Here is a 19811-nt window from a genome sequence, read left to right as displayed (position 1 = left end):
TCATTGCAGGTATACCTCCATGTCTTTTACGCCTCGCCGTCTTTTACGCTCTCCACTCAGTGCCGCTGTTATCGCGGCACTCACGGCACCCTCGGTTTACGCTCAGGCAAGTGCGCAGGAAAGTACTCTGGAAAGTACAGCGCTAGGCACTGTGACGGTAACCGCCCAGCAGGCGGCCACTAAAGTCACCACCCCTTTTATTGAAACGCCGCAAAGCGTGTCTACGATTACCCGCGAACAAATGGAACACCGTGGGGTAGACACCGTTCAGCGCGCCACCGACTATACGCCCGGTGTTTACAGCAATCAGGTGGGCGCCTCCAACCGCTTCGACTACCTGGTACTACGGGGCTTTTCTGACGGCAGCTTGAGTAATACCTTCTTAGATGGTCTTAAAGTGATGGGCGATGCCAACTCCCATAGCAGTATGCGCATCGATCCGTGGTTTTTAGACAGCATTGAAGTGGTGCGCGGGCCTGCCTCGGTGCTCTATGGCCGCGCGTCGCCGGGTGGTGTGGTGGCGCTAAACAGTAAGCGCCCTGAGTTTGAACCAGGCGGTGAGCTACGTTTTCGGGTAGGCAATAATAACCAGCGCAGTGCCGCCTTTGACCTCACTGGGCCAATTGGCGCAGAGCAGCGAGTAGCGTTTCGCCTGACCGGCATTGCCAGCACCGCCGGCACCCAGTTTGGCCCCGCCGAAGAGGAGCGCTATGCCATTGCGCCGCGGCTAACCTGGGATATCACCGACGACACCAGCCTAACGGTTGAGGCCTATCTACAGGATGAACCCGAAGGCGGTTACCACTCCGGCGTGCCCTATGAAGGAGCGGTAGTACCCAGAAACGGCAAGCAGATCAGTAACAACTTCTTTGATGGCGAAGATGACTACAACGCCTACGAGCGTACTCAGCGCATGGCTGGCTATACTCTGGAACATCGCTTTAATGACGACGTAACGGGTCGCCAGCTACTGCGTTACCTCAATTCCGATGTGGTGCTGAATCAAGTCTACGGCTATGGCTGGACGTCACCCACCTCTGATGAACTAACCCGCTACTATTCTGGCAGTGATGAGTCCCTGGAAGCTTGGACTATCGACAATCAGCTTGAAGCCACCGTCAGCAGCGGCTTTATGGATCACACACTGCTTGTCGGGGTCGATTATCAACAGCGGGAAAACGACGTATCGTGGCCCACTGGGTATTTCCACCCCATCAATGCCTTTAACCCTGTCTATGGCAGCGGGCCGATTGAATTTTACGCACCTACCCGTGAGCGCCACGAGATTGATCAAACCGGCGTTTATCTACAGGATCAAATCGCCGTCGATAACTGGCGCTTCACGCTAGGCGGCCGCTACGACTGGGTGAATATCGACAATACCAACCGCGATAGCGGTGACACCAGTTCACTTAGCGACACCCAGTTCAGCGGCCGCGCCGGTGTGGTCTACCTGTTTGACAATGGAGTAGCGCCCTACCTGAGCTACTCCACCGCCTTCACCCCTACTAGTTTTGTGGATGAGAGTGGCGACCTGCTTCAACCAATGGAAGGCGAACAGTGGGAGGCCGGCTTAAAACTCCAGCCTAACGGCAGCGCCAGCCAATTCAGCGCGGCGCTGTTCCATATCAGCCAAGAGAACGTCGCGACCAAGGTGCAGCCATCCGACCCTTATCGCGCGGTAGGTGAAATTGAATCCCAAGGACTGGAGCTGGAGGCACAAACCCAGCTAACGGATACCCTCTCGGTTCAGGCAGGCTATAGCTTCACCGACATCACCTACGCCAAAAGCGATGATGGCAACCAGGGTAACAACGCGATTTACTCCCCACGCCACCAAGTACAGCTGTGGGGCCACTACGAGGCCAATAAGGGCTGGCTAAACGGCGTGGATGTCGGTGTTGGCGTACGCCACTATGCGGATATTGCCGCCGATCGAGCCAACACCGAAACCGTCCCTGACTACACCCTGGTGGATGCCACCATTGGCTACGATCTAAGCCAGCTCGGCGTGGAAGGGGTGGAAACGCGCCTCAATGTGAACAACCTGCTGGATAAGGAGTACGTGGCCTCCTGCAACTCGCTGGAGTACTGCTACTTCGGCGCCGAACGCGGTGTGACCGCCAGTGTTCACTACCGTTTCTAAACTTCCGTTTTAAGCCCTTGGCTAAGCATCATTACGTAATCGTTAACATATCTGCCCAGGCCGCTGTGCCTGGGCATTTTTCCTTGAAGACAAGTTTGCAAACAATAAATATTATCGTTTAAATACAGTTCTTATTTTCTGGATAGCCTCTCACCACCATGCGCCACACTAACCTGTTCTCTTTGCTCGCGCGCTGCGGGCTGTTCGCCGTTTGTATGCTGAGCGTTTCCACTGCCCAGGCGCAGTGGGCCACGGTGGATTGGACCATCGCTGAAACACTACTGGCCATTGATGCGCCAGTTAGCAGCGTTGCTCAACAGAGTGATTATCACCAGTGGGTGGGCGAGCCACAGATACCCGACACTGCCACCGATATGGGGCTACGCACCCAGCCTAATTTAGAACTACTGGCCCAAGTGCCTCCGGAACAGACGCTGATCTCGCCCATGTTTTCCGGTTTAACACCGCGCCTGGAGCGCATTGCCCCGGTCACTTCATTCTCGCTCTACTTGCCCGGCACCGATACCTGGCAAGAGATGCAAACCCTGACCCGTGAGCTGGGCGAGTTAACCGGGCACCAGCCCCAGGCCGAGCAGCTTATTGAAGAGACCCAAACGTTGATGACCACGCTGCGCGAATCTCGCCCCCTTTCTCAGTCTGAAACTGCGCCGCTGCTGATGGTACAGTTTATGGATGCCCGCCACGTGCGGGTGTTTGGGGAAAACAGCTTATATAACGCCGTGCTGGAGCAACTTGAGCTGCCCAATGCCTGGGATCAACCCACCAATGCCTGGGGGTTTGCACTAGCGGGGATTGAAACGCTGGCGCGCTACCCAGAAGCAACGCTGGTGATCATCGACTCACTGCCCATCGGAGCCGAAGAGCAGCTCGCAAACAGCGGCCTGTGGCAGCAACTCCCCAGCGTCAGGCATGACAGGATAGTCCGTCTACCGCCGGTATGGAGCTTCGGCGCACTGCCCTCCGCCCAGCGTTTTGCAAGGGAGTTGTTTGCTGCACTGTCGGCAGGCAGCCCAGCTCAAGTAACCGACTCAACTGTTAACTAAGGTCAGTTTTCCAGGCGCACGCTATTTTTAAACGTTCCAATTAACGTAGGGTTATCTCAGGAATAAAAAACTAGCGAGGGGGCGCCATGACACTAGCCATTGTGGCCACGCGCGCAGGGGTTGGGCTGGAAGCACCCGCCGTGCATGTCGAGGTACATCTAGCCAACGGCTTGCCGGGACTAACGCTGGTGGGGCTGCCAGAAACCGCCGTCAAAGAGAGCCGAGAGCGGGTGCGCAGCGCGCTCATCAATGCCGGGTTTGATTTCCCCAACACCAAGCGCATTACCCTCAACCTTGCCCCCGCCGACCTACCTAAAGAGGGCGGCCGCTTCGATTTGCCGATTGCGCTCGGCATTCTGGCCGCCTCTGGCCAGATTCCAGTAGATGCGCTAGAAGGCATGGAGTGCGCAGGTGAACTGGCATTGGATGGCAAACTACGCGCCGTGCCCGGCGTATTACCCTTTGCTCTCGCCACACGGCGCGTCAACAAAGCACTGATTATTCCCCGCGCCTGTGCCGACGAAGCCGCGTTAGCGGGCGACTTACCGGTTTTACCTGCCGACACCCTATGGCAGGTCGTTGCTCACTTGCTGGGACAAGAGAAAATATCGCCCCACCAACTGTCTGCCTCGGTGAGATCCACGGCCCCCATTGCCGACTTAGCCGACGTGCGCGGCCAGCAGCAGGCACGCCGCGCACTGGAAGTGGCGGCCGCTGGTGGCCATAACTTGCTGTGAATTACATTAATAAAAACGACTAAACAAAAAACTGCACGACTGGCATACTGCACTTAAGAAAAAAATAGGTGCTAATATTTGCATGGCTAGTCGAAATCTAATCACTAATTTTGAAGAATTTCCTCACGATGGTCGCCACTGGATGATACGGTGGGTAGATGGGTACCAATCGCATGAGGGACGAACATCAACCCCCTCTGTTGGCGTCAAGCTTTGTCCAGTAAGCTCGAACCCAAACAAACAAGAAATCTGCAAGCCTGCCAGCCTGAGTGAAGAGATCCTGGTACGCGCACATACGGGAATAGTTCCAGAGCTTGTTTTAGGTACCATATACAAAAATGGGCGCCTAATTGGTCGCGCTAATGCTCAAACTATTAATATTAATGCAGATTTAACAGATAACAGTTCTAGAATTGTTAAAGCAAACGATATCATGCCTGAAAGGCCAAGTTGGTGGAAAGATGAATTCCCATACCGTTGGATAGGGCAGTCAGAATACAATCTTGGAAAAGACTTTTCTAACAGCTACTGCGTTGTAATTCAGCAAGCACAAAGTACCTATATAATCCCTTGCCACGAAGTTTTTAGGGCCCTCATGGCACCCTCTTCTGAGTTCGCACTAGCATTAACAACGGGGCCATGGGCAACAACTAGGGAAAGAATTGTTAATATACAAAAAACTGGAACAATTTCCGATGACGAATGGTTGGTAATTTTAAGAAAGAGAATTAAGGATAAGTTTGCTGATAATGCAGCGAATCTCACTATTTCTGAACATGGCATTCAAGCAGCTAATGCTATTTATGCTAATGCCTTAAGGGCTACTGGTGAGTCTTATATATATGCAGGCATTCCTTTTCTAGTTAACAATTTTAAATTTTCTGTACGTGCAGTTCAAATACAATCAGAACCTAACAAATATCTTTGCTTGGAGATAATCTCAGCAACGTGGCCTTTTAGTAACTTGACAATCCACCATGGTCGCGACAATAGTGGCGAGACAGGCAAAGACACTATAGATTCAGATAAAGATAAGCCTTGGCCAAATGGCAGTCAGAACAACAGCAGCCCAAATGATGATTTAGCGATTTCTTCTAAAGAAGATCCTGCAGCGAATTCTGGGCTTGATGAAATCAGCTCTTTAGGGGTTGCTTGGAAAAACAAACCAGAATTAAAAAAAATTGAAAAAGAGGTTAGTTATAAATACCTTACAGGAAAAGTAACGCCTATTGAAAATCAATTTTTCAAGTATGGCACTTCTGGATTACCGACGCATGGAAATACAGAAACAAAGGAGGTTTCTGCGGAACAGGTCGGCCAAACAAACATGCCTTATAGGTTTTTGCAGTTAAAGAAAATGTTGAATCTGCTTCGCAATAAAAAAATAATAAGTAATCTTTTCTGCTATCAGCCACAAGAAGGCGGTCTGTTTAGAGATAACATTCTGACTTGGCCATTACCCAAAAGAGTTATAGACGAGTATCAAAAAAAACACAGAAGGGACAAATGGACCACGTTAACACTTTCAAAACATAGAAGCGTTTTAGTTTATCATTTTGACTACAGCGGAAGTAGAGTATTTCTTCTTGAAATTGAATGTAGAGAAAATGAGGGTGGGTACTGTGCGTTACTGCTTGAGATAACAGAAGAAAACCATCAAGCGACTATCAAAAAAGTTATAAACCACATAGCATTTTTCCGTGGAAATTTAAAAGGAGCTGAAAGTAAAATTCGAGCTTCTTCGGGTGTTTTAGATATGAAAACATGGGTACACGCATATAATAAAAAGCAAGATAGCAGTTCATCTATAAAGCCACTTAACCATGTAAGCTTCACCAAAGCTTTAAGAACGCTCACAGGCGAATAAAGACTAAAGTAATTTAAAATATATAAGCTAGGTGAAACGTACCGAAAGACGTCATCCAGAGGGCGGTTTTTGTAAGAGGCTACTTTAGCAGCCCTTCCGAAAGCCGCAATTCATGCTAAACAGCATTGCCCTCTTGCACCTTCAAACAATCCTGCCAGATTCACTATGCGACGATTTGGTCAGCCTCTGCGTGCCAGAAGAGACAGATATCCAGCGAAGCTATGTGGGATGCATCGACTCAACACGAATCGCCAAACAGGCACAACATGGATTCCCGCTAAGGGCCTGCGGGAATGACGAAGTGGCGGGGCATGCGGGAATGACGAGGGCGGCTCGGAGTACTGGGGTCGAGTCATCGTCAGGCACTTATCAAACAAAGCAAATCGGCGGTTTTTTTGCGTTCAGAAAGAAAAAAGCCAGCCAGCCTTGCCACAAAAAAACCCCGCTGGCGCGGGGGAAAAGGATGATAAACCGTGTGGAGCAGCCGCAGGGAACAGACAGCTGGGTCGGCTTATCATCGTAGGGAGCGTTAACGATTACTGGCCGCTATTCATCTCATCGTCATTCTCATCAGCACCTGGCATCGGGTCAGTACCTTCACCAAATCCTGGGGTTTCTTCAGGATCTTCTGGATTGCTAGCCTCTTCATTGGGCATAGATCCTTCGCCGGTCATAGACTCTTCACCGGGCATAGGTTCTTGTGATGCCGCTGCTTCATCACTTAGTCCAGGATCGCCCATGGCGGAGTCATCTGACGCTGCAGGCTCATCGTTCATCATGGGGTCAGAAGTAGTATCCGATGCGGTAGCATCACTTGCAGTAGTTGCCTGTTCAGTAGAGGAAGTCGCATCTTGTTCCATCGTTTCTGGCTGTTCGGCAGGCGGCATGGGTTCTTCATCGCTACCACAACCAGCAAGGGCTAATGTGCTAACGGTAGCTGCTAACATGCACAATGTAAGAACACGGGGGCGTTTGGTAACTTGATTATCCATTAGTCTTACCTTCCTTCTAGCCAAAATATCGATTAACTGCTTAATCTACTGCATAGCTCATACCAAAAAACCAAAAAATATAATTTTTTTATAAAAATCAAAATCTTATAAAAAACACCAGATTAATTCTATGTCCAGAAAATTGTTGCTAAGGGTTAAAACTGACACATGTGACACCTTTTGACGTTTAGCGGAGGAGGCGTTGTGACACACCCTGCCCACTTATGTATAATAAATATTAATAAATAACTAAACCAAAACTTAAATTCTAATTATGAACCGTTTTGTGTCGCTGTTTGCAGGGAAAGCCATCTGGTACCAGAAAGCGAGCTGAGCAACGACACAAGGCTGCTCATTCACGCAAAAGGCATCGCTGATGGACGAGACACGCCCTGTCAAAATTCAGGTTCGCGGCTTAAGCAAGGTATTTGGCAAGCAGCCGAAAAAAGCCCTTGAACTTCGTGACCAAGGTTTAAAACGCCCTGAAATTCTTGAGAAAACTGGTCAAACGTTAGGCCTTTCAAACATCTCATTCGATGTCTATGAAGGCGAACTGCTCGTCATTATGGGGCTTTCTGGTTCTGGCAAGTCAACGTTAATTCGGTGTTTGAACCGCCTGATTGATACCACCGAAGGCGAAATAATCATTGATGGCGAGAATATTCCCACGTTAAGCGAAAAGGCACTGTTAGAGTGTCGCCGCCGCCACTTTTCTATGGTTTTTCAAAACTTTGCACTGTTCCCACACCGTACTGTACGCCAAAACGCCGAGTTCGGGCTTGAAATCCGCGGTGTCGATAAAGCTGAGCGTAAGCAAATTGCCCAAAACGCGCTAACCCAAGTGGGGCTAGATGGCTGGGAAGAGGCTTATCCGAATCAACTTTCCGGTGGTATGCAACAGCGTGTCGGCCTAGCCCGCGCCCTAGCGAATGATTCCACCGTGCTATTAATGGATGAAGCCTTTTCAGCGCTGGACCCTTTAATCCGCAAGGATATGCAGCAAGAGCTGTTGCAACTGCAATCTAAAATGCAGAAAACAACCGTCTTCATTACCCATGATTTAGATGAAGCGCTCAATATTGGTGATCGCATCGTGCTGCTTAAAGATGGCGAAGTCGTTCAGATTGGTACACCTGAAGAAATATTAACCCAACCTGCTGATGACTATGTGCGCCGCTTTATCGAAGGTGTCGATCGTTCGCGTGTATTAACCGCCGAGAGCGCCATGCGCCCCGTGCGCTCTACCGCCCGCGAAAGCGACGGCCCGCGCACTGCACTACATCGTATGCGTGACCACAGTATTGATTCAATTTATGTCACTGATCGTGACCGCCGCCTCATCGGCCTGTTAGAGGCCGATGAGGCGAGCAAGGCGATTGATGCCAAGTCAGATACTATTATTGATCACCTGACTCAAGACTTCCGCAAAGTCCCCCCAGAGGAACCCCTGCAAAACCTGTTCGCTATGTTTAGCGATAAAAGCTTTCCCATCGCCGTCATTGACGAGCAGCGGCGGTTGCTAGGCGTCGTTGTGAAGGGCGCAGTACTGGATGAATTAGCACGGGCAGGAGAACAGTAATGGATATTCCAAGCATCCCCCTTGGCGATTGGATCGAAAGTGGCCTGACCTGGTTGACCAGCGAATATTCAGCCGTCACCCGGGCAATTTCCCGCTTTACTCAAACCGGCATTGATGTTTTGAACGATAGCTTGATGTGGCTACCTGAGTGGGCGCTACTTGGGTTAATCGCCCTACTCTGCTGGAAGCTAGCGGGTGCTCGCTTAGCGATTGGTTCAGTCGCCGGGCTAGCCTTGATTTGGAATCTGGGTCTCTGGAACCCGATGATTGAGACGCTCACGCTGGTGGTTTTCGCAACCCTGGTTGCCGTGGTTATCGCATTGCCTGTCGGCATTGCTGCGGCATTGTCTAATCGGCTGTACCGATTGATCATGCCGATATTGGACTTTATGCAGACCATGCCTGCCTTTGTTTACCTGATACCAGCCATTCCGTTTTTCGGCATTGGTTCTGTATCCGCCATTTTTGCAACGGTAATTTTCTCGATGCCGCCGGCGATTCGCTTCACAACGTTAGGTATTCGCCAGGTGCCGGTTGAGCTTATTGAAGCCGCCGATGCCTATGGCGCAACGCGCAGCCAAAAACTTTTCAAAGTTCAGCTTCCGCTCTCGCTACCTACGGTGATGGCGGGTATTAACCAGACCATTATGCTGGCACTTTCGATGGTGGTTATCGCCGCTATGATTGGTGCAGATGGCCTGGGTAGCGAAGTGTGGCGCGCTATTCAGCGACTACGCCCCGGTGATGGCTTTGAAGCGGGTATTGCCGTGGTCATTCTGGCCATGCTACTTGACCGTTTAACTCAGTCACTACGGAAAACGCGCCGCTCACAGTGAACCAAGCTATGAAAGGTCACGCAGACAATCACACTGCGTTGACCGGTCTTCTTGATGAACGCTTTTTACATGTGCATGCTGGTCGTATCTTCGAATTCTTAATTTAAGTGCATCTGATAGCATACTTACTACGGTTGTGGCGCTTACTCACCCTATTGATAACTGCCAACAACTGTTTCCCCAAGGAGCAAGTGAATGAAAACTCGTACGTTGAATCACCGGATCCGCCTCGCCTCATTAGCCCTCATTGCTGGCACTGGCATTGCCGCTGGAAGTCTGGCCCACGCCCAAGACCAGGGCACTATCAACCTTGCCTATGTTGAATGGTCGTCTGAAGTAGCCTCTACCAACGTCGTCGCTGCTGTATTAGAGCAAGCTGGTTTCGATGTTGAACTAACGTCACTTTCTGCCGCCGCTATGTTCCAGGCACTTTCCACTGGCGACGCCGATGCCATCGTCGCCGCTTGGCTACCCACGACTCACGCTGACTACATGGAGCGTGTAGGTGACAATATTGAAGATCTCGGCATGAACTTGGATGGCACCAAGCTGGGATTGGTAGTACCGGCTTATACAGATGTCGATTCTATTGCCGACCTAAACGACAACGCCGACAGCTTTAACGGCGAGATCATTGGTATTGACCCCGGTGCAGGCCTAATGGCGCTGTCCGAAGAGGTCGTGGATACCTATGACCTCGGGCTGCGCCTGCGTAGCGGTAGCGGTGCCACCATGACCGCAGCGCTTTCAAGCGCGATTAACAATGAGGAAGATGTTGTGGTGACTGGCTGGACACCACACTGGATGTTTGCCCGCTTCGACCTGAAATACCTCGAAGACCCGGAAAATGTCTATGGCGGTGCTGAGCAGATTCACACGGTGGTGCGCCAAGACCTAAAAGATGACATGCCAGAAGCCTACGCCATCCTTGACGCCTTCGAGTGGACGCCCGAGCAGATGGGTGAGGTCATGCTGATGAACCAGGAAGATGGCAGCGACCCCTACGAAAATGCTAAGCAGTGGGTTGAAGATAATCAAGATGTAGTCGAGCTGTGGCTAAGTAACTAATGTTGTCTTGGCTAAATCCAGTTTATTAGTAGAATGATTAATGAGCTGAAGTTGCACTTCGCTTCAGCTCATTTGTTTAAACCCACTGTTTTCAAACAACAATATAGCTTTAATTAGTACGGTAAACCCATGCTAAATGGAGCCATATGAGGAGCGTACTGTGTTTAAGAACATTATGGTACCAGTCGATCTTGCTCATCTAGAGCTACTGGAGCCTGCCTTAAGCGTAGTGGCAGACATTGCTAAGCGATATGACGCTCATATCATCTACGTTGGCGTTACCGCAAATACACCTACAAGCGTTGCCCGCACTCCCCAAGAGTACGAGCAAAAACTTGAAGCTTTTGCCCACGAGCGACATAAAGTGCACGGTCAACCGGTAAGTATTAGGGTTTACAGCTCGACGGATCCCATTGCTAATGTGGACAAGCAGCTTGTTGATGCAGTGGAGGAAACGGGGGCTGATTTGGTGGTAATGGCAACACATTTACCCCGCCACCTGGACATTATTATGCCGTCCCATGGCGGCAAAGTAGCCACCCACACAGACGTCTCCGTTTTCCTGATTCGAGTGACCCAATAAACGCGCTCTTGCGTTGTAGAAGCAATGCGTTGACAACTCGCGCTTAACAGCGCGCACTTTTAATAATGATGGGAGCAAATTTGTGGATAAAAAACCGCAAAATCGACCACCTGAAGAGCCAGTATCAGAGGGCATACCCGCCCCTGACGGCCCAGCGAATCTAATAGATACCGATTACGTTATCGGTCAAGACAACATCACTACCACCAGGATGGGGGTGAGCCTTGATCTACATGGCAAGGTGTTCACCATTTCATCGATTGTGGTGCTTCTGTTTGTCGTATTAACCCTCGCGCTACAAGACACTATCGCACCGGTGTATGACGCCATTTTTAGTTTCTTGACCGGTAATTTAGCGTGGTTCTTTATACTTGCCGCCAATGTTTTCGTTATTCTGTGTCTTGGGTTAATTGTTTCGCCACTCGGTAAAATTCGCATCGGCGGCGCTGATGCAAAGCCCGATTTTACCTATGTGGGCTGGTTTTCAATGCTATTTGCTGCGGGCATGGGCATCGGTCTGATGTTCTTTGGCGTTAACGAGCCATTGACCCACTTTGGTACCTCTTTTGATGGAGGTAGCTGGGCACCATTAGCGGGTGCGGAGGGCGATGCTGCAGGCGCAGCTGCGCTGGGTATGGCAGCGACTATCTTTCATTGGGGCCTTCACCCCTGGGCGATTTACGCAGTAGTAGCGCTGTCACTTGCCTTATTTTCGTTCAACAAAGGGCTACCGCTGTCTATGCGCTCGGTATTCTACCCAATTCTGGGTGAGCGCGTCTGGGGTTGGCCGGGGCATTTAATCGACATTCTGGCGGTCTTTGCCACGCTGTTTGGCCTAGCGACATCGCTTGGTTTGGGGGCGACTCAAGCAGCGGCAGGGTTAACCTACTTGTTTGGCGCACCAGAAAGCGATATCACGATGATTCTGCTCATCATCGGCATCACGATTATTGCTATCGGGTCGGTTATGGCCGGTGTCGACAAAGGCGTTCAGTTGCTTTCAAAAGTCAACATCGCCATGGCGGCTTTGCTGCTGTTCTTCGTTATTGCCGTGGGTCCAACACTGCTTATTGCGACAGGCTTCTTTGAAAACCTAATTAGCTACGCCGTTAACCTGCCGGCTCTATCGAATCCGTTTGGCCGTGAAGATGCGAACTTTAGCCAAGGCTGGACGGCCTTCTACTGGGCTTGGTGGATCTCCTGGTCCCCGTACGTAGGTATGTTTATCGCACGGGTTTCTCGTGGCCGCACCGTTCGTGAATTCTTAGTCTCGGTACTGATTGTACCCTCCGTGGTATCGGTACTGTGGATGACCACCTTTGGCGGCACCGCCATTGATCAGTACGTTAGCGAAGGCATTGAAGCCGTGCGCGACGCCGGTGTGGATCTGCAGCTGTTCATCATGCTTGAACAACTACCGCTGTCACAAATCACCTCGTTTGTTGCGATTCTACTGGTCATTATTTTCTTTGTGACCTCTTCTGACTCAGGCTCACTGGTTATCGACTCAATTACTGCAGGCGGCAAGGTGGATGCACCGAAGCCTCAGCGCGTGTTCTGGGCGATTATCGAAGGGGCTATCGCAATTGCGTTGCTGCTTGGCGGTGGTCTGACCGCACTGCAAACTATGGCGGTTTCTACCGGTTTCCCGTTCACCATCATCTTGCTGGTGGCATGTTATGCCATTATCAAAGGGCTGATGAGCGAGCCTAAAGCGGTATGATGTGAATCGCTAACCATTGCACCGAATCGCAAACGGGCAGCCAAATGGCTGCCCGTTTGCGTTAAATAACGCTGCACTGCTCAAACCCAAATATCTTTCAACTGCGTCTCAGGCGTGTAGTGATGACTGATCTGCGCTTGTAACAGTTCGGCTGTCGCCAATGCATCAACCAGCGCGTGATGTCCTTGATAGACAGGCAGGCCATAGCGTTCTCGACTGGCATTTAAACGAATCGAAACAGGCGGACGCCCTAACCAACGGCGAAACCGTGCCCATAACGTTTGTCGATGCATGCGCGCTTCAAGCGACATCGTATCGATCATCGGGAACATCACCCCGTCTCCCCGTCGTGCCTTTACGGCAGCATCAAGAAACGGGCGTTCGATGTTGCGAAAATGTACCACCACAAGTCGCCCTGCCAGCACCGCTAGGAGCTCATCCAGCACGGCATCAAAGTCCGGGGCAGTGGCGATTTCAGAATGAGTGATGTGATGGTAAGCAATGGACGCCTCATCTAAGGGTCGCGAGGGTTTCACTACCCAGTAGCGACGCTGAGCAAGCGGAATGCGATCCAGTGTGAAAGGCACCACCCCAATGCTGACAATCGCATGACGCCGCTCGTCCAAACCGGTTGTTTCCATATCTAACGCAACCATCGGCACTTGCGCGATAGGCGTATCCGGACTAGGTAGCGGTGTTGCGAAAAATTCCCTAAGCGCACCATCATGGGTCTTTTCGGCACGCTCAGCCATATAGCCTATCCAGTTAGCTTGAACTACTTTTTGGCGGGGCCGAATTCCACGCATATTATCGCCCCTGCCGCTGAGTGGGTATTGGGTAGCGGAACTTTAAGAATTTTTGCGCGTTGTTGAGTACTTGGAAAGCATCTTTAAGCGTGTGGCGCTCGCTATCCTCAACATTCTCCGGTTCGATATTGTTATCGGGGAAACGGTCTTCCTGTAGGTCAATCACTTGATGACGAATCCGCGACATGCATAAAAACTCCAGCGCATAGCTCAGTTTGTCGCTAACGCCCGTCGCCAGTAGCTGAGTATTGCTAATATCGTTTAAGCGCTGGAACGAGTTTTGCGCTTTAGACCCACAGGCCAGCGCATGTACCCGAATAAGATCAACCATCGGAGCAGTACCACGCCGCTTTAGGTTGATTGAGTTGTTATGTTTGCCATCTTTTTCCATCACAAACGTGCGGAAGAACCCAAGCGGCGGTGTTCGATTCAGCGCATTACGGGCCATGGCCGCCAAAAACAGTGGCGACTGGGGCGCCGTTTGGGCAATCAAATCCTGGAGTGCTTCAACAAAATGGTCTTCGCCGTAAATGCTGTCTAAATCGAAGAAAATCGAACTATGGAGTAGTCGTTCAGGGGTTGGGTTCGCCATCCAATCTTGGAAATAGCGCTTCCAAACATGCAACGGCTGACGCCACTGGCGGTTAGTCGCCATCACATCGCCTTTACAGTAGGTATAACCGCAGGCATCTAAGCCATCGCTAACAAAGGCAGCTAACGCGTGGAAGTAGTCGTCATGCTCGTCGGGATTGAAGTCGTCTGACAAGACCAGTGCATTATCCTGGTCAGTGACGATACTTTGCTCATTTCGAGCCATGGAGCCGTTAACCATAAAGCAGTAAGGTACCGGCGGTGGCCCCAGCGCTTCTTCGGCAAGCTCTAGCAGTCGCCGCGTAAAACTACGCCCAATGGTCGACAGGGCACTCCCCACCATCTGCGAATTAGCACCTTCTTGCACCATTCTTACAAAAGCTGCGCGCACATCTGGCGCAAGTTTGGCTAAGCCCTGGGCGCTAGACTGGTTGAAAATATTGCTTACTAGGTACAGCCCACTTTGCGTCTCGTAACGAATAATATCGGAGAGGTGAACAACCCCAACCGGACGCTGGCGGTAAAGCACCGGTAAGTGGTGAACATTGTTACGCAGCATCGTCAGCATGGCTTCGTAAACCGACGCATCCGACTGAATGGTAATTAACCGTTCGGAAACAACGTCTCCAATGGCCGTTTGCGCTGACAGCCCTTCAGCTACAATGCGGGTACGGAAGTCACTATCCGTCAGAATACCGCACATTTGCCAGGTTTTGCCTTCGCTGTCCTGAAAGCTATAACGCGGATTATCGCTGCCTTCATTAATTACTAGCACCGCCGACGCTTGAGCCTCGTTCACTTGCTTAGCGGCTTGCTGGACGGTAGTCGTGGACTCAACCATGACGGGATAACGCGTCACCAATTTGCGTATTCGCGTGACCATCATGTCGTTAGATTTTTTCTGCTGCTCTGCAGCGGTTTCTAAACGGGGGCGTTCGAGTTCAACAAAGTCCGCAAAATCGTCATCTTCTTCACATAACCGCTGAAAGACGGCGTTGGGAATAAAGTAGATCAGCGTGTCTTCGATCGCTTTGGCTGGAAAGCGCACTTTATGGTTTCGAAGCAGGCTAAAGTGGCCAAAGATATCCCCTTCACCCAAGCGGTTATATAGCTCGCCCTGACGACGATAAACCTCAACGGCACCGCTACGGATAAAGCACAGCTCATCAAGCATATCGTTGAGCTCTAAAATGTCGCTACCGGTTTTGAAATAGCGCACTTCTACTTGCTCAGCTATGGCGTCTAGCAATGCATCCGATAAACCATCGAACGGGGGAAACTGCCCCATATGCTGACGTATTTCTAACAGTTCAACATCCATGCGATCTCCTGCACTTGGCGCGGCAGCATCATCAATAGATGAAGTTTGTCTTGGATAGCGTGTACCGTAAACCCTTCAATCACAAATGAGAGCGAACAAAAGCAAAAAACCCAGCGAAAAACGCTGGGCTTTGTGCAGTAACAGACTGGCAGCAGCAGGACAGAATACTTCGCAGGTTAAGGAAAATCTGTCACTATCCACAACGCTATCTGACGGGGACTAATTATGACTGGTTAGCCATTTCCTGAACACGCTGCATCATTTCAGGATCTTGCTGGATTGACTGACCAATGGCGTTAAAGGTATCAACATCTAGACCGCTATCTTCAACGACTTCGATCATGCGGTCGTTGGCTTCAGCGCGAACTTCCTGTTGGGCGTTTTCATCTTCTGCTTCCTGCAGACGCTGTGTGTACTCTTGTGAGATCACGGCGATTTCTTGAGAAGCATCGGCAAACTGCTGTAGCTGCTCATCAGAGAAATCCTGAGCGGGCGCTTGTTGGGCCGCCATCGGATCCTGAGCGGGGTCTTGGGCTTCCTGTGCATGAGCGGTGCCAGCCAGCAGACCAGTAGCGAGAAGAGCAGCAGAGAACAGAGCAGTCATACGTTGCATAGTAAGAAACCTCATTGATGCGTTATGAATGTGCACCGTGTGACGCGTTGTTCAGGCACAGGTTCAACTTTTTATGTAAAAGTTAGTAACAGAAAAAACATTTAAGTAACACAGAACTAATCAAAAAGGGTCTACGCCGAGGAACTATGTCCAACACTATCAATAGTTTAAAAAATGTAAACATGGCTTCTTTGGGCCTTGCCGCCATGCCTGGATTATTTGTTTTGCTCTGGAGCACGGGGTTCATTGGCGCAAAATTTGGTCTGCCCTACGCAGAACCTTTTACCTTTTTGTTTATTCGTTTCATGCTCACCCTCATGTTGCTTGCTCCGCTGACGTGGCTAATGCGCATAGCATGGCCTTCATCGCCAGCGCTTTGGCTGCATATAGGCGTTTCAGGACTTTTGGTACACGGCACGTATTTAGGTGGGGTTTTTTACGGTATCTACTTGGGTATGCCTGCCGGGCTGGCAGCGCTATTGGTTGGCCTACAGCCGCTGCTAACCGCAGCCTGTGCTGGCCCGCTGCTGGGGGAACGCTTAACCACCCGCCAGTGGCTGGGGCTACTGCTCGGCCTTGTGGGCATCTGTCTGGTGTTGGGCAGCAAGCTAGAGTTCGGCACCTCACTTTTTGCTGGCTTTGGCCTTGGTGCCTTAGTTAGCGTAATGGCTGCCTTAGTGGGAATTTCATTGGGGACGCTTTATCAGAAACGCTACTGCACCAGCATGCCACTGCTTTCCGGGGCGGTTATTCAATACATAGCGGCAGGCATGCTGCTGGGCATTGGAGCACTGCTGTTTGAAACCCGCCAGGTCGAATGGAGTATAACGTTTGTGCTCACTCTTGGCTGGCTAGTACTTATTCTGTCTATCGCCGCCATCCTGCTATTAATGGTGTTGATTAAAAAGGGCGAAGCATCCCGCGTTGCCAGCCTGTTTTATCTGGTGCCACCGGTGACTGCGCTACAAGCATGGTGGCTGTTCGACGAACGCCTCCCCCTGCTGGGACTGGCAGGTATGGTCATTGCCATTGCTGGGGTGGTTATGGTGGTACGCAAACCTAGCAGCAAAGGAGAAGCTTAAAGGGCTACAAGCGCTCCAAGTAACGAACACCACCTAGATTACGCATTTGCTGAAGAATCCACTGGCTGCGGCGCTCTACCTGGGCATCCGGGCGTGATGCGCTGCGGGTACGCGGACTGGGAAGAATAGCCGCTAGCAGGCTTGCTTGCCGTTCGGTCAATGCACTGCCAGAAGCACCAAAATAGTGCCCTGCCGCCGCTTCTAGTCCAAATACACCCGTATCCCATTCAGCGACGTTTAAATACACTTCCAGTATGCGTTGCTTGCTCCACAGCATTTCGATTAGCAATGTAAACCATGCTTCTAGCCCCTTACGGGCCCAGCTACGGCCGCTCCATAAAAAAACATTCTTGGCTGTTTGCTGGCTGAGCGTGCTGGCACCCCGCAACCGTTCGCCATCAAGACTGGCCTTCAGGGCACGCTTCAACTCCACTAAATCAAAACCACGATGCTGAGGAAAGCGCTGGTCTTCAGCAGCGATCACCGCCAATTTGGCATTGCTGGATAGATGTTCCCAGCTTCTCCATTGGCGTTGAATATCGATAGGTTCGCTGTTTATCCAGCTTTGAATTTTGCGCTCTACCATCACCATTGAGCCAGGAGGTGGCACAAACCGGAAGAGTAAAACCAGCGCAATTGAGAGAACAATAAAAGCCAGCGCGCCACGCCAAATAAGACGCCATATCAAACCAAGAAAACGGCGCAACGCGCGATTGAGCATTTCGATATCCTTAGCGCTTCATGAGGTGTTCTGCATGATAGCGCATATGCTCCTCAATGAACGAGGCGATAAAGAAGTAGCTATGATCGTAACCTGGCTGGCGGCGCAACGTCAGTGGGTGATCATGCTCTTCACACACGGCTTCCAAACGCTCCGGCATCAGTTGCTCATCCAGGAACTGGTCAGCCTCACCTTGATCGATAAATAGCCGTTGACGAGAGGCACCATTAGCGACCAGCTCACAAGCATCGTACTGGCGCCAACGCGACTGGTCGTCGCCTAAATAGCTGGTAAACGCATTTTGCCCCCAAGGACAGTTCATGGGGTTAACAATAGGCGCAAAAGCGGAAACCGAACGGAACCGGCCAGGGTGACGCAACGCCAGAATTAACGCGCCGTGACCGCCCATGGAGTGACCACTGATCGACTCACGCCCATTCACAGGGAAGTGCTGACGCACCACCGAAGGCAGCTCTTCAATCACGTAGTCATACATGCGGTAATTCGATTTCCAGGGGGCTTGAGTGGCGTTCACATAAAAACCAGCGCCTGACCCTAGATCGTAACTTTCATGCTCACCGGGCAGATCGGTGCCGCGTGGGCTGGTATCGGGGCAAACAATCGCCACCCCCAGCTCAGCAGCAATACGGTGCGCGCCCGCTTTCTGCATAAAGTTTTCATCGTTACAGGTTAGACCTGACAGCCACCAAAGCAGCGGTACGCGCTCGCTCTCTGCTTGAGGAGGCAGGTAAACCGCGAACACCATGTCGCAATCCAGCGCCCGGGAGTAGTGGCGGTAGCGCTTGTGCCAGCCACCAAAACTGCGATTGGCAGACACTAGTTCTAAAGTTTCACTCATGCTCATGGGCCGGCTCCTTAAAAAGATGAAAACGCGGAGGGTTTCCCCTACCGCGCTCATTTACCCTATTACCAATGATACTCAGTAATGCAGCACGGTACGAATGCTCTTACCTGCATGGAGCAATTCGAAGGCTTCATTAATTTGCTCAAACGGCATGTCGTGGGTAATAAAGTCGTCGATATTCAGCTCACCATTCATATAGCGCTCGACGTAACCCGGTAACTCACTGCGTCCTTTAACACCACCAAACGCAGAGCCTTTCCAAACCCGCCCGGTGACCAGTTGGAAGGGACGCGTGGAGATCTCTTCGCCCGCGCCCGCAACACCAATGACAATCGACTCCCCCCAGCCTTTATGGCAGCACTCAAGGGCCGAACGCATCACGTTAACATTGCCGATACACTCAAAGGAGTAATCAACACCACCGTCGGTCATATCGACGATTACCTGCTGAATCGGGTCGCTGTAGTCTTTCGGATTAACGAAATCAGTCGCGCCAAACTGCTTGGCCAATGCAAATTTATCGGGGTTCACATCGATGGCAATAATCTTCGCGGCTTTTGCCATGACTCCCCCTTGGATGACCGCCAAACCAATCGCGCCCAAACCAAAAACGGCGATGGTGGAGCCTGGCTCTACTTTTGCCGTATTCAGTACCGCACCGATACCGGTAGTAACGCCGCAGCCCAATAGGCAGATTTTATCCATCGGCGCTTCTTTGGAGACCACCGCAAGCGATACCTCCGGCAGCACGGTGTACTCACTGAAAGTCGACGTGCCCATGTAGTGATGCAGCATTTTGCCATCTAGTGAAAAGCGCGAGGTGCCATCAGGCATCACACCTTTACCTTGAGTAGCGCGCACGCTGCCACATAGGTTTGTTTTACCGGATAGGCAGAATTTACATTTGCCGCACTCGGCGGTGTACAGCGGAATAACATGGTCACCCGGCTTAACGCTGGTCACACCCTCGCCAACTTCTTGCACCACACCAGCACCTTCGTGGCCCAATACCGCTGGGAAATTACCTTCGGGGTCAGCGCCAGAAAGGGTATAAGCATCGGTATGGCATACGCTCGTCGCTGCCATCTTCACCAGTACCTCGCCCGCTTTTGGACCTTCCACATCGATCTCAACTAATTCAAGCGGCTTACCCGCTTCGAGTGCTACGGCGGCACGTGATTTCATCTATGCATCTCCTTAACGGTCACATAAGACTG

At 51.1% G+C, this 19811-nt stretch carries 16 protein-coding genes and 1 pseudogene; 10 read left to right on the top strand and 7 right to left on the bottom strand.

Annotated features, from left to right (window positions below; all coding sequences use genetic code 11):
- The first annotated feature begins 19 nt into the window (after nucleotides 1–19).
- From INT21_RS19820 to INT21_RS19805, 4 genes and pseudogenes are all read left to right on the top strand, one after another.
- Nucleotides 20–2146, top strand: a complete 2127-nt coding sequence (locus INT21_RS19820) for a TonB-dependent siderophore receptor (RefSeq protein ID WP_193085613.1) — start codon at nucleotides 20–22, stop codon at nucleotides 2144–2146.
- Nucleotides 2147–2304: 158 nt separating this feature from the next.
- On the top strand, nucleotides 2305–3210 hold the full coding sequence (locus tag INT21_RS19815; protein ID WP_193085612.1) for an ABC transporter substrate-binding protein: 906 nt from the start codon (nucleotides 2305–2307) through the stop codon (nucleotides 3208–3210).
- An 86-nt stretch (nucleotides 3211–3296) separates the two neighbouring features.
- Nucleotides 3297–3944 (top strand): annotated as a pseudogene (locus INT21_RS19810) (magnesium chelatase domain-containing protein); the annotation flags it as partial.
- 85 nt (nucleotides 3945–4029) lie between these two features.
- Nucleotides 4030–5814: a hypothetical protein gene (locus INT21_RS19805; protein ID WP_096277126.1), complete on the top strand. Its 1785-nt coding sequence runs from the start codon at nucleotides 4030–4032 to the stop codon at nucleotides 5812–5814.
- A 536-nt stretch (nucleotides 5815–6350) separates the two neighbouring features.
- Here the strand turns inward: INT21_RS19805 and INT21_RS19800 are convergent.
- Nucleotides 6351–6806 carry a hypothetical protein gene (locus tag INT21_RS19800; protein WP_089039601.1) on the bottom strand — a complete coding sequence of 152 codons (456 nt, stop codon included), beginning with the start codon at nucleotides 6804–6806 and terminating at the stop codon, nucleotides 6351–6353.
- A 376-nt stretch (nucleotides 6807–7182) separates the two neighbouring features.
- Between INT21_RS19800 and INT21_RS19795 the strand changes: the two genes are divergently transcribed.
- From INT21_RS19795 to INT21_RS19775, 5 genes are all read left to right on the top strand, one after another.
- Nucleotides 7183–8385: a quaternary amine ABC transporter ATP-binding protein gene (locus INT21_RS19795; RefSeq protein ID WP_089039602.1), complete on the top strand. Its 1203-nt coding sequence runs from the start codon at nucleotides 7183–7185 to the stop codon at nucleotides 8383–8385.
- Nucleotides 8385–9221, top strand: coding sequence for an ABC transporter permease (locus INT21_RS19790; RefSeq protein ID WP_089039603.1), 837 nt, complete (start codon nucleotides 8385–8387; stop codon nucleotides 9219–9221). The genes INT21_RS19795 and INT21_RS19790 overlap by 1 nt, the downstream gene beginning before the upstream one ends.
- Nucleotides 9222–9416: 195 nt before the next feature.
- Entirely contained in the window at nucleotides 9417–10289 is an 873-nt protein-coding gene (locus INT21_RS19785) for a glycine betaine ABC transporter substrate-binding protein (RefSeq protein ID WP_193060700.1), read from the top strand.
- Between the two features lie 160 nt (nucleotides 10290–10449).
- On the top strand, nucleotides 10450–10872 hold the full coding sequence (locus INT21_RS19780) for a universal stress protein (RefSeq protein WP_193060699.1): 423 nt from the start codon (nucleotides 10450–10452) through the stop codon (nucleotides 10870–10872).
- 82 nt (nucleotides 10873–10954) lie between these two features.
- Entirely contained in the window at nucleotides 10955–12595 is a 1641-nt protein-coding gene (locus INT21_RS19775; protein ID WP_193060698.1) for a BCCT family transporter, read from the top strand.
- An 80-nt stretch (nucleotides 12596–12675) separates the two neighbouring features.
- Here INT21_RS19775 and INT21_RS19770 read toward each other — a convergent pair whose 3' ends face one another.
- The 3 genes from INT21_RS19770 to INT21_RS19760 form a co-directional block, all read right to left on the bottom strand.
- Nucleotides 12676–13401, bottom strand: a complete 726-nt coding sequence (locus INT21_RS19770) for a 3'-5' exonuclease (RefSeq protein WP_089039606.1) — start codon at nucleotides 13399–13401, stop codon at nucleotides 12676–12678.
- A gap of 1 nt (nucleotide 13402) precedes the next feature.
- Nucleotides 13403–15313, bottom strand: a complete 1911-nt coding sequence (locus INT21_RS19765; RefSeq protein ID WP_193085611.1) for a DUF294 nucleotidyltransferase-like domain-containing protein — start codon at nucleotides 15311–15313, stop codon at nucleotides 13403–13405.
- 223 nt (nucleotides 15314–15536) lie between these two features.
- Nucleotides 15537–15926, bottom strand: a complete 390-nt coding sequence (locus INT21_RS19760; protein WP_089039608.1) for a DUF4168 domain-containing protein — start codon at nucleotides 15924–15926, stop codon at nucleotides 15537–15539.
- Between the two features lie 182 nt (nucleotides 15927–16108).
- Here INT21_RS19760 and INT21_RS19755 point away from each other — a divergent pair, with 182 nt between their 5' ends.
- On the top strand, nucleotides 16109–17008 hold the full coding sequence (locus INT21_RS19755) for a DMT family transporter (protein ID WP_443588582.1): 900 nt from the start codon (nucleotides 16109–16111) through the stop codon (nucleotides 17006–17008).
- Nucleotides 17009–17012: 4 nt separating this feature from the next.
- Here the strand turns inward: INT21_RS19755 and mtgA are convergent, their stop codons facing one another.
- The 3 genes from mtgA to INT21_RS19740 all read right to left on the bottom strand — a co-directional run bounded on the left by mtgA (nucleotide 17013) and on the right by INT21_RS19740 (nucleotide 19779).
- Entirely contained in the window at nucleotides 17013–17729 is a 717-nt protein-coding gene (gene mtgA / locus INT21_RS19750; RefSeq protein WP_193085610.1) for a monofunctional biosynthetic peptidoglycan transglycosylase, read from the bottom strand.
- Between the two features lie 10 nt (nucleotides 17730–17739).
- Nucleotides 17740–18594 (bottom strand): S-formylglutathione hydrolase, encoded by an 855-nt coding sequence (gene fghA, locus INT21_RS19745; RefSeq protein WP_193085609.1) that lies wholly within the window; start codon nucleotides 18592–18594, stop codon nucleotides 17740–17742.
- Between the two features lie 75 nt (nucleotides 18595–18669).
- Nucleotides 18670–19779, bottom strand: a complete 1110-nt coding sequence (locus tag INT21_RS19740; protein WP_089039612.1) for an S-(hydroxymethyl)glutathione dehydrogenase/class III alcohol dehydrogenase — start codon at nucleotides 19777–19779, stop codon at nucleotides 18670–18672.
- Between the last annotated feature and the right edge of the window lie 32 nt (nucleotides 19780–19811).

The sequence above is a fragment of the Halomonas sp. 3F2F genome, from assembly GCF_014897805.1.
Taxonomy (GTDB): domain Bacteria; phylum Pseudomonadota; class Gammaproteobacteria; order Pseudomonadales; family Halomonadaceae; genus Vreelandella.
Note: the sequence above shows the minus strand (reverse complement) of the source record. Positions and strands in the feature narration are given on the sequence as shown.

Coding starts and splice junctions, on each gene's coding strand:
- INT21_RS19820 (WP_193085613.1), top strand. CDS start 20: ATGTCTTTTACGCCTCGCCGTCTTTTACGCTCTCCACTCAGTGCCGCT.
- INT21_RS19815 (WP_193085612.1), top strand. CDS start 2,305: ATGCGCCACACTAACCTGTTCTCTTTGCTCGCGCGCTGCGGGCTGTTC.
- INT21_RS19805 (WP_096277126.1), top strand. CDS start 4,030: ATGGCTAGTCGAAATCTAATCACTAATTTTGAAGAATTTCCTCACGAT.
- INT21_RS19800 (WP_089039601.1), bottom strand. CDS start 6,806: ATGGATAATCAAGTTACCAAACGCCCCCGTGTTCTTACATTGTGCATG.
- INT21_RS19795 (WP_089039602.1), top strand. CDS start 7,183: ATGGACGAGACACGCCCTGTCAAAATTCAGGTTCGCGGCTTAAGCAAG.
- INT21_RS19790 (WP_089039603.1), top strand. CDS start 8,385: ATGGATATTCCAAGCATCCCCCTTGGCGATTGGATCGAAAGTGGCCTG.
- INT21_RS19785 (WP_193060700.1), top strand. CDS start 9,417: ATGAAAACTCGTACGTTGAATCACCGGATCCGCCTCGCCTCATTAGCC.
- INT21_RS19770 (WP_089039606.1), bottom strand. CDS start 13,401: ATGCGTGGAATTCGGCCCCGCCAAAAAGTAGTTCAAGCTAACTGGATA.
- INT21_RS19765 (WP_193085611.1), bottom strand. CDS start 15,313: ATGGATGTTGAACTGTTAGAAATACGTCAGCATATGGGGCAGTTTCCC.
- INT21_RS19760 (WP_089039608.1), bottom strand. CDS start 15,926: ATGCAACGTATGACTGCTCTGTTCTCTGCTGCTCTTCTCGCTACTGGT.
- INT21_RS19755 (WP_443588582.1), top strand. CDS start 16,109: ATGGCTTCTTTGGGCCTTGCCGCCATGCCTGGATTATTTGTTTTGCTC.
- mtgA (WP_193085610.1), bottom strand. CDS start 17,729: ATGCTCAATCGCGCGTTGCGCCGTTTTCTTGGTTTGATATGGCGTCTT.
- fghA (WP_193085609.1), bottom strand. CDS start 18,594: ATGAGCATGAGTGAAACTTTAGAACTAGTGTCTGCCAATCGCAGTTTT.
- INT21_RS19740 (WP_089039612.1), bottom strand. CDS start 19,779: ATGAAATCACGTGCCGCCGTAGCACTCGAAGCGGGTAAGCCGCTTGAA.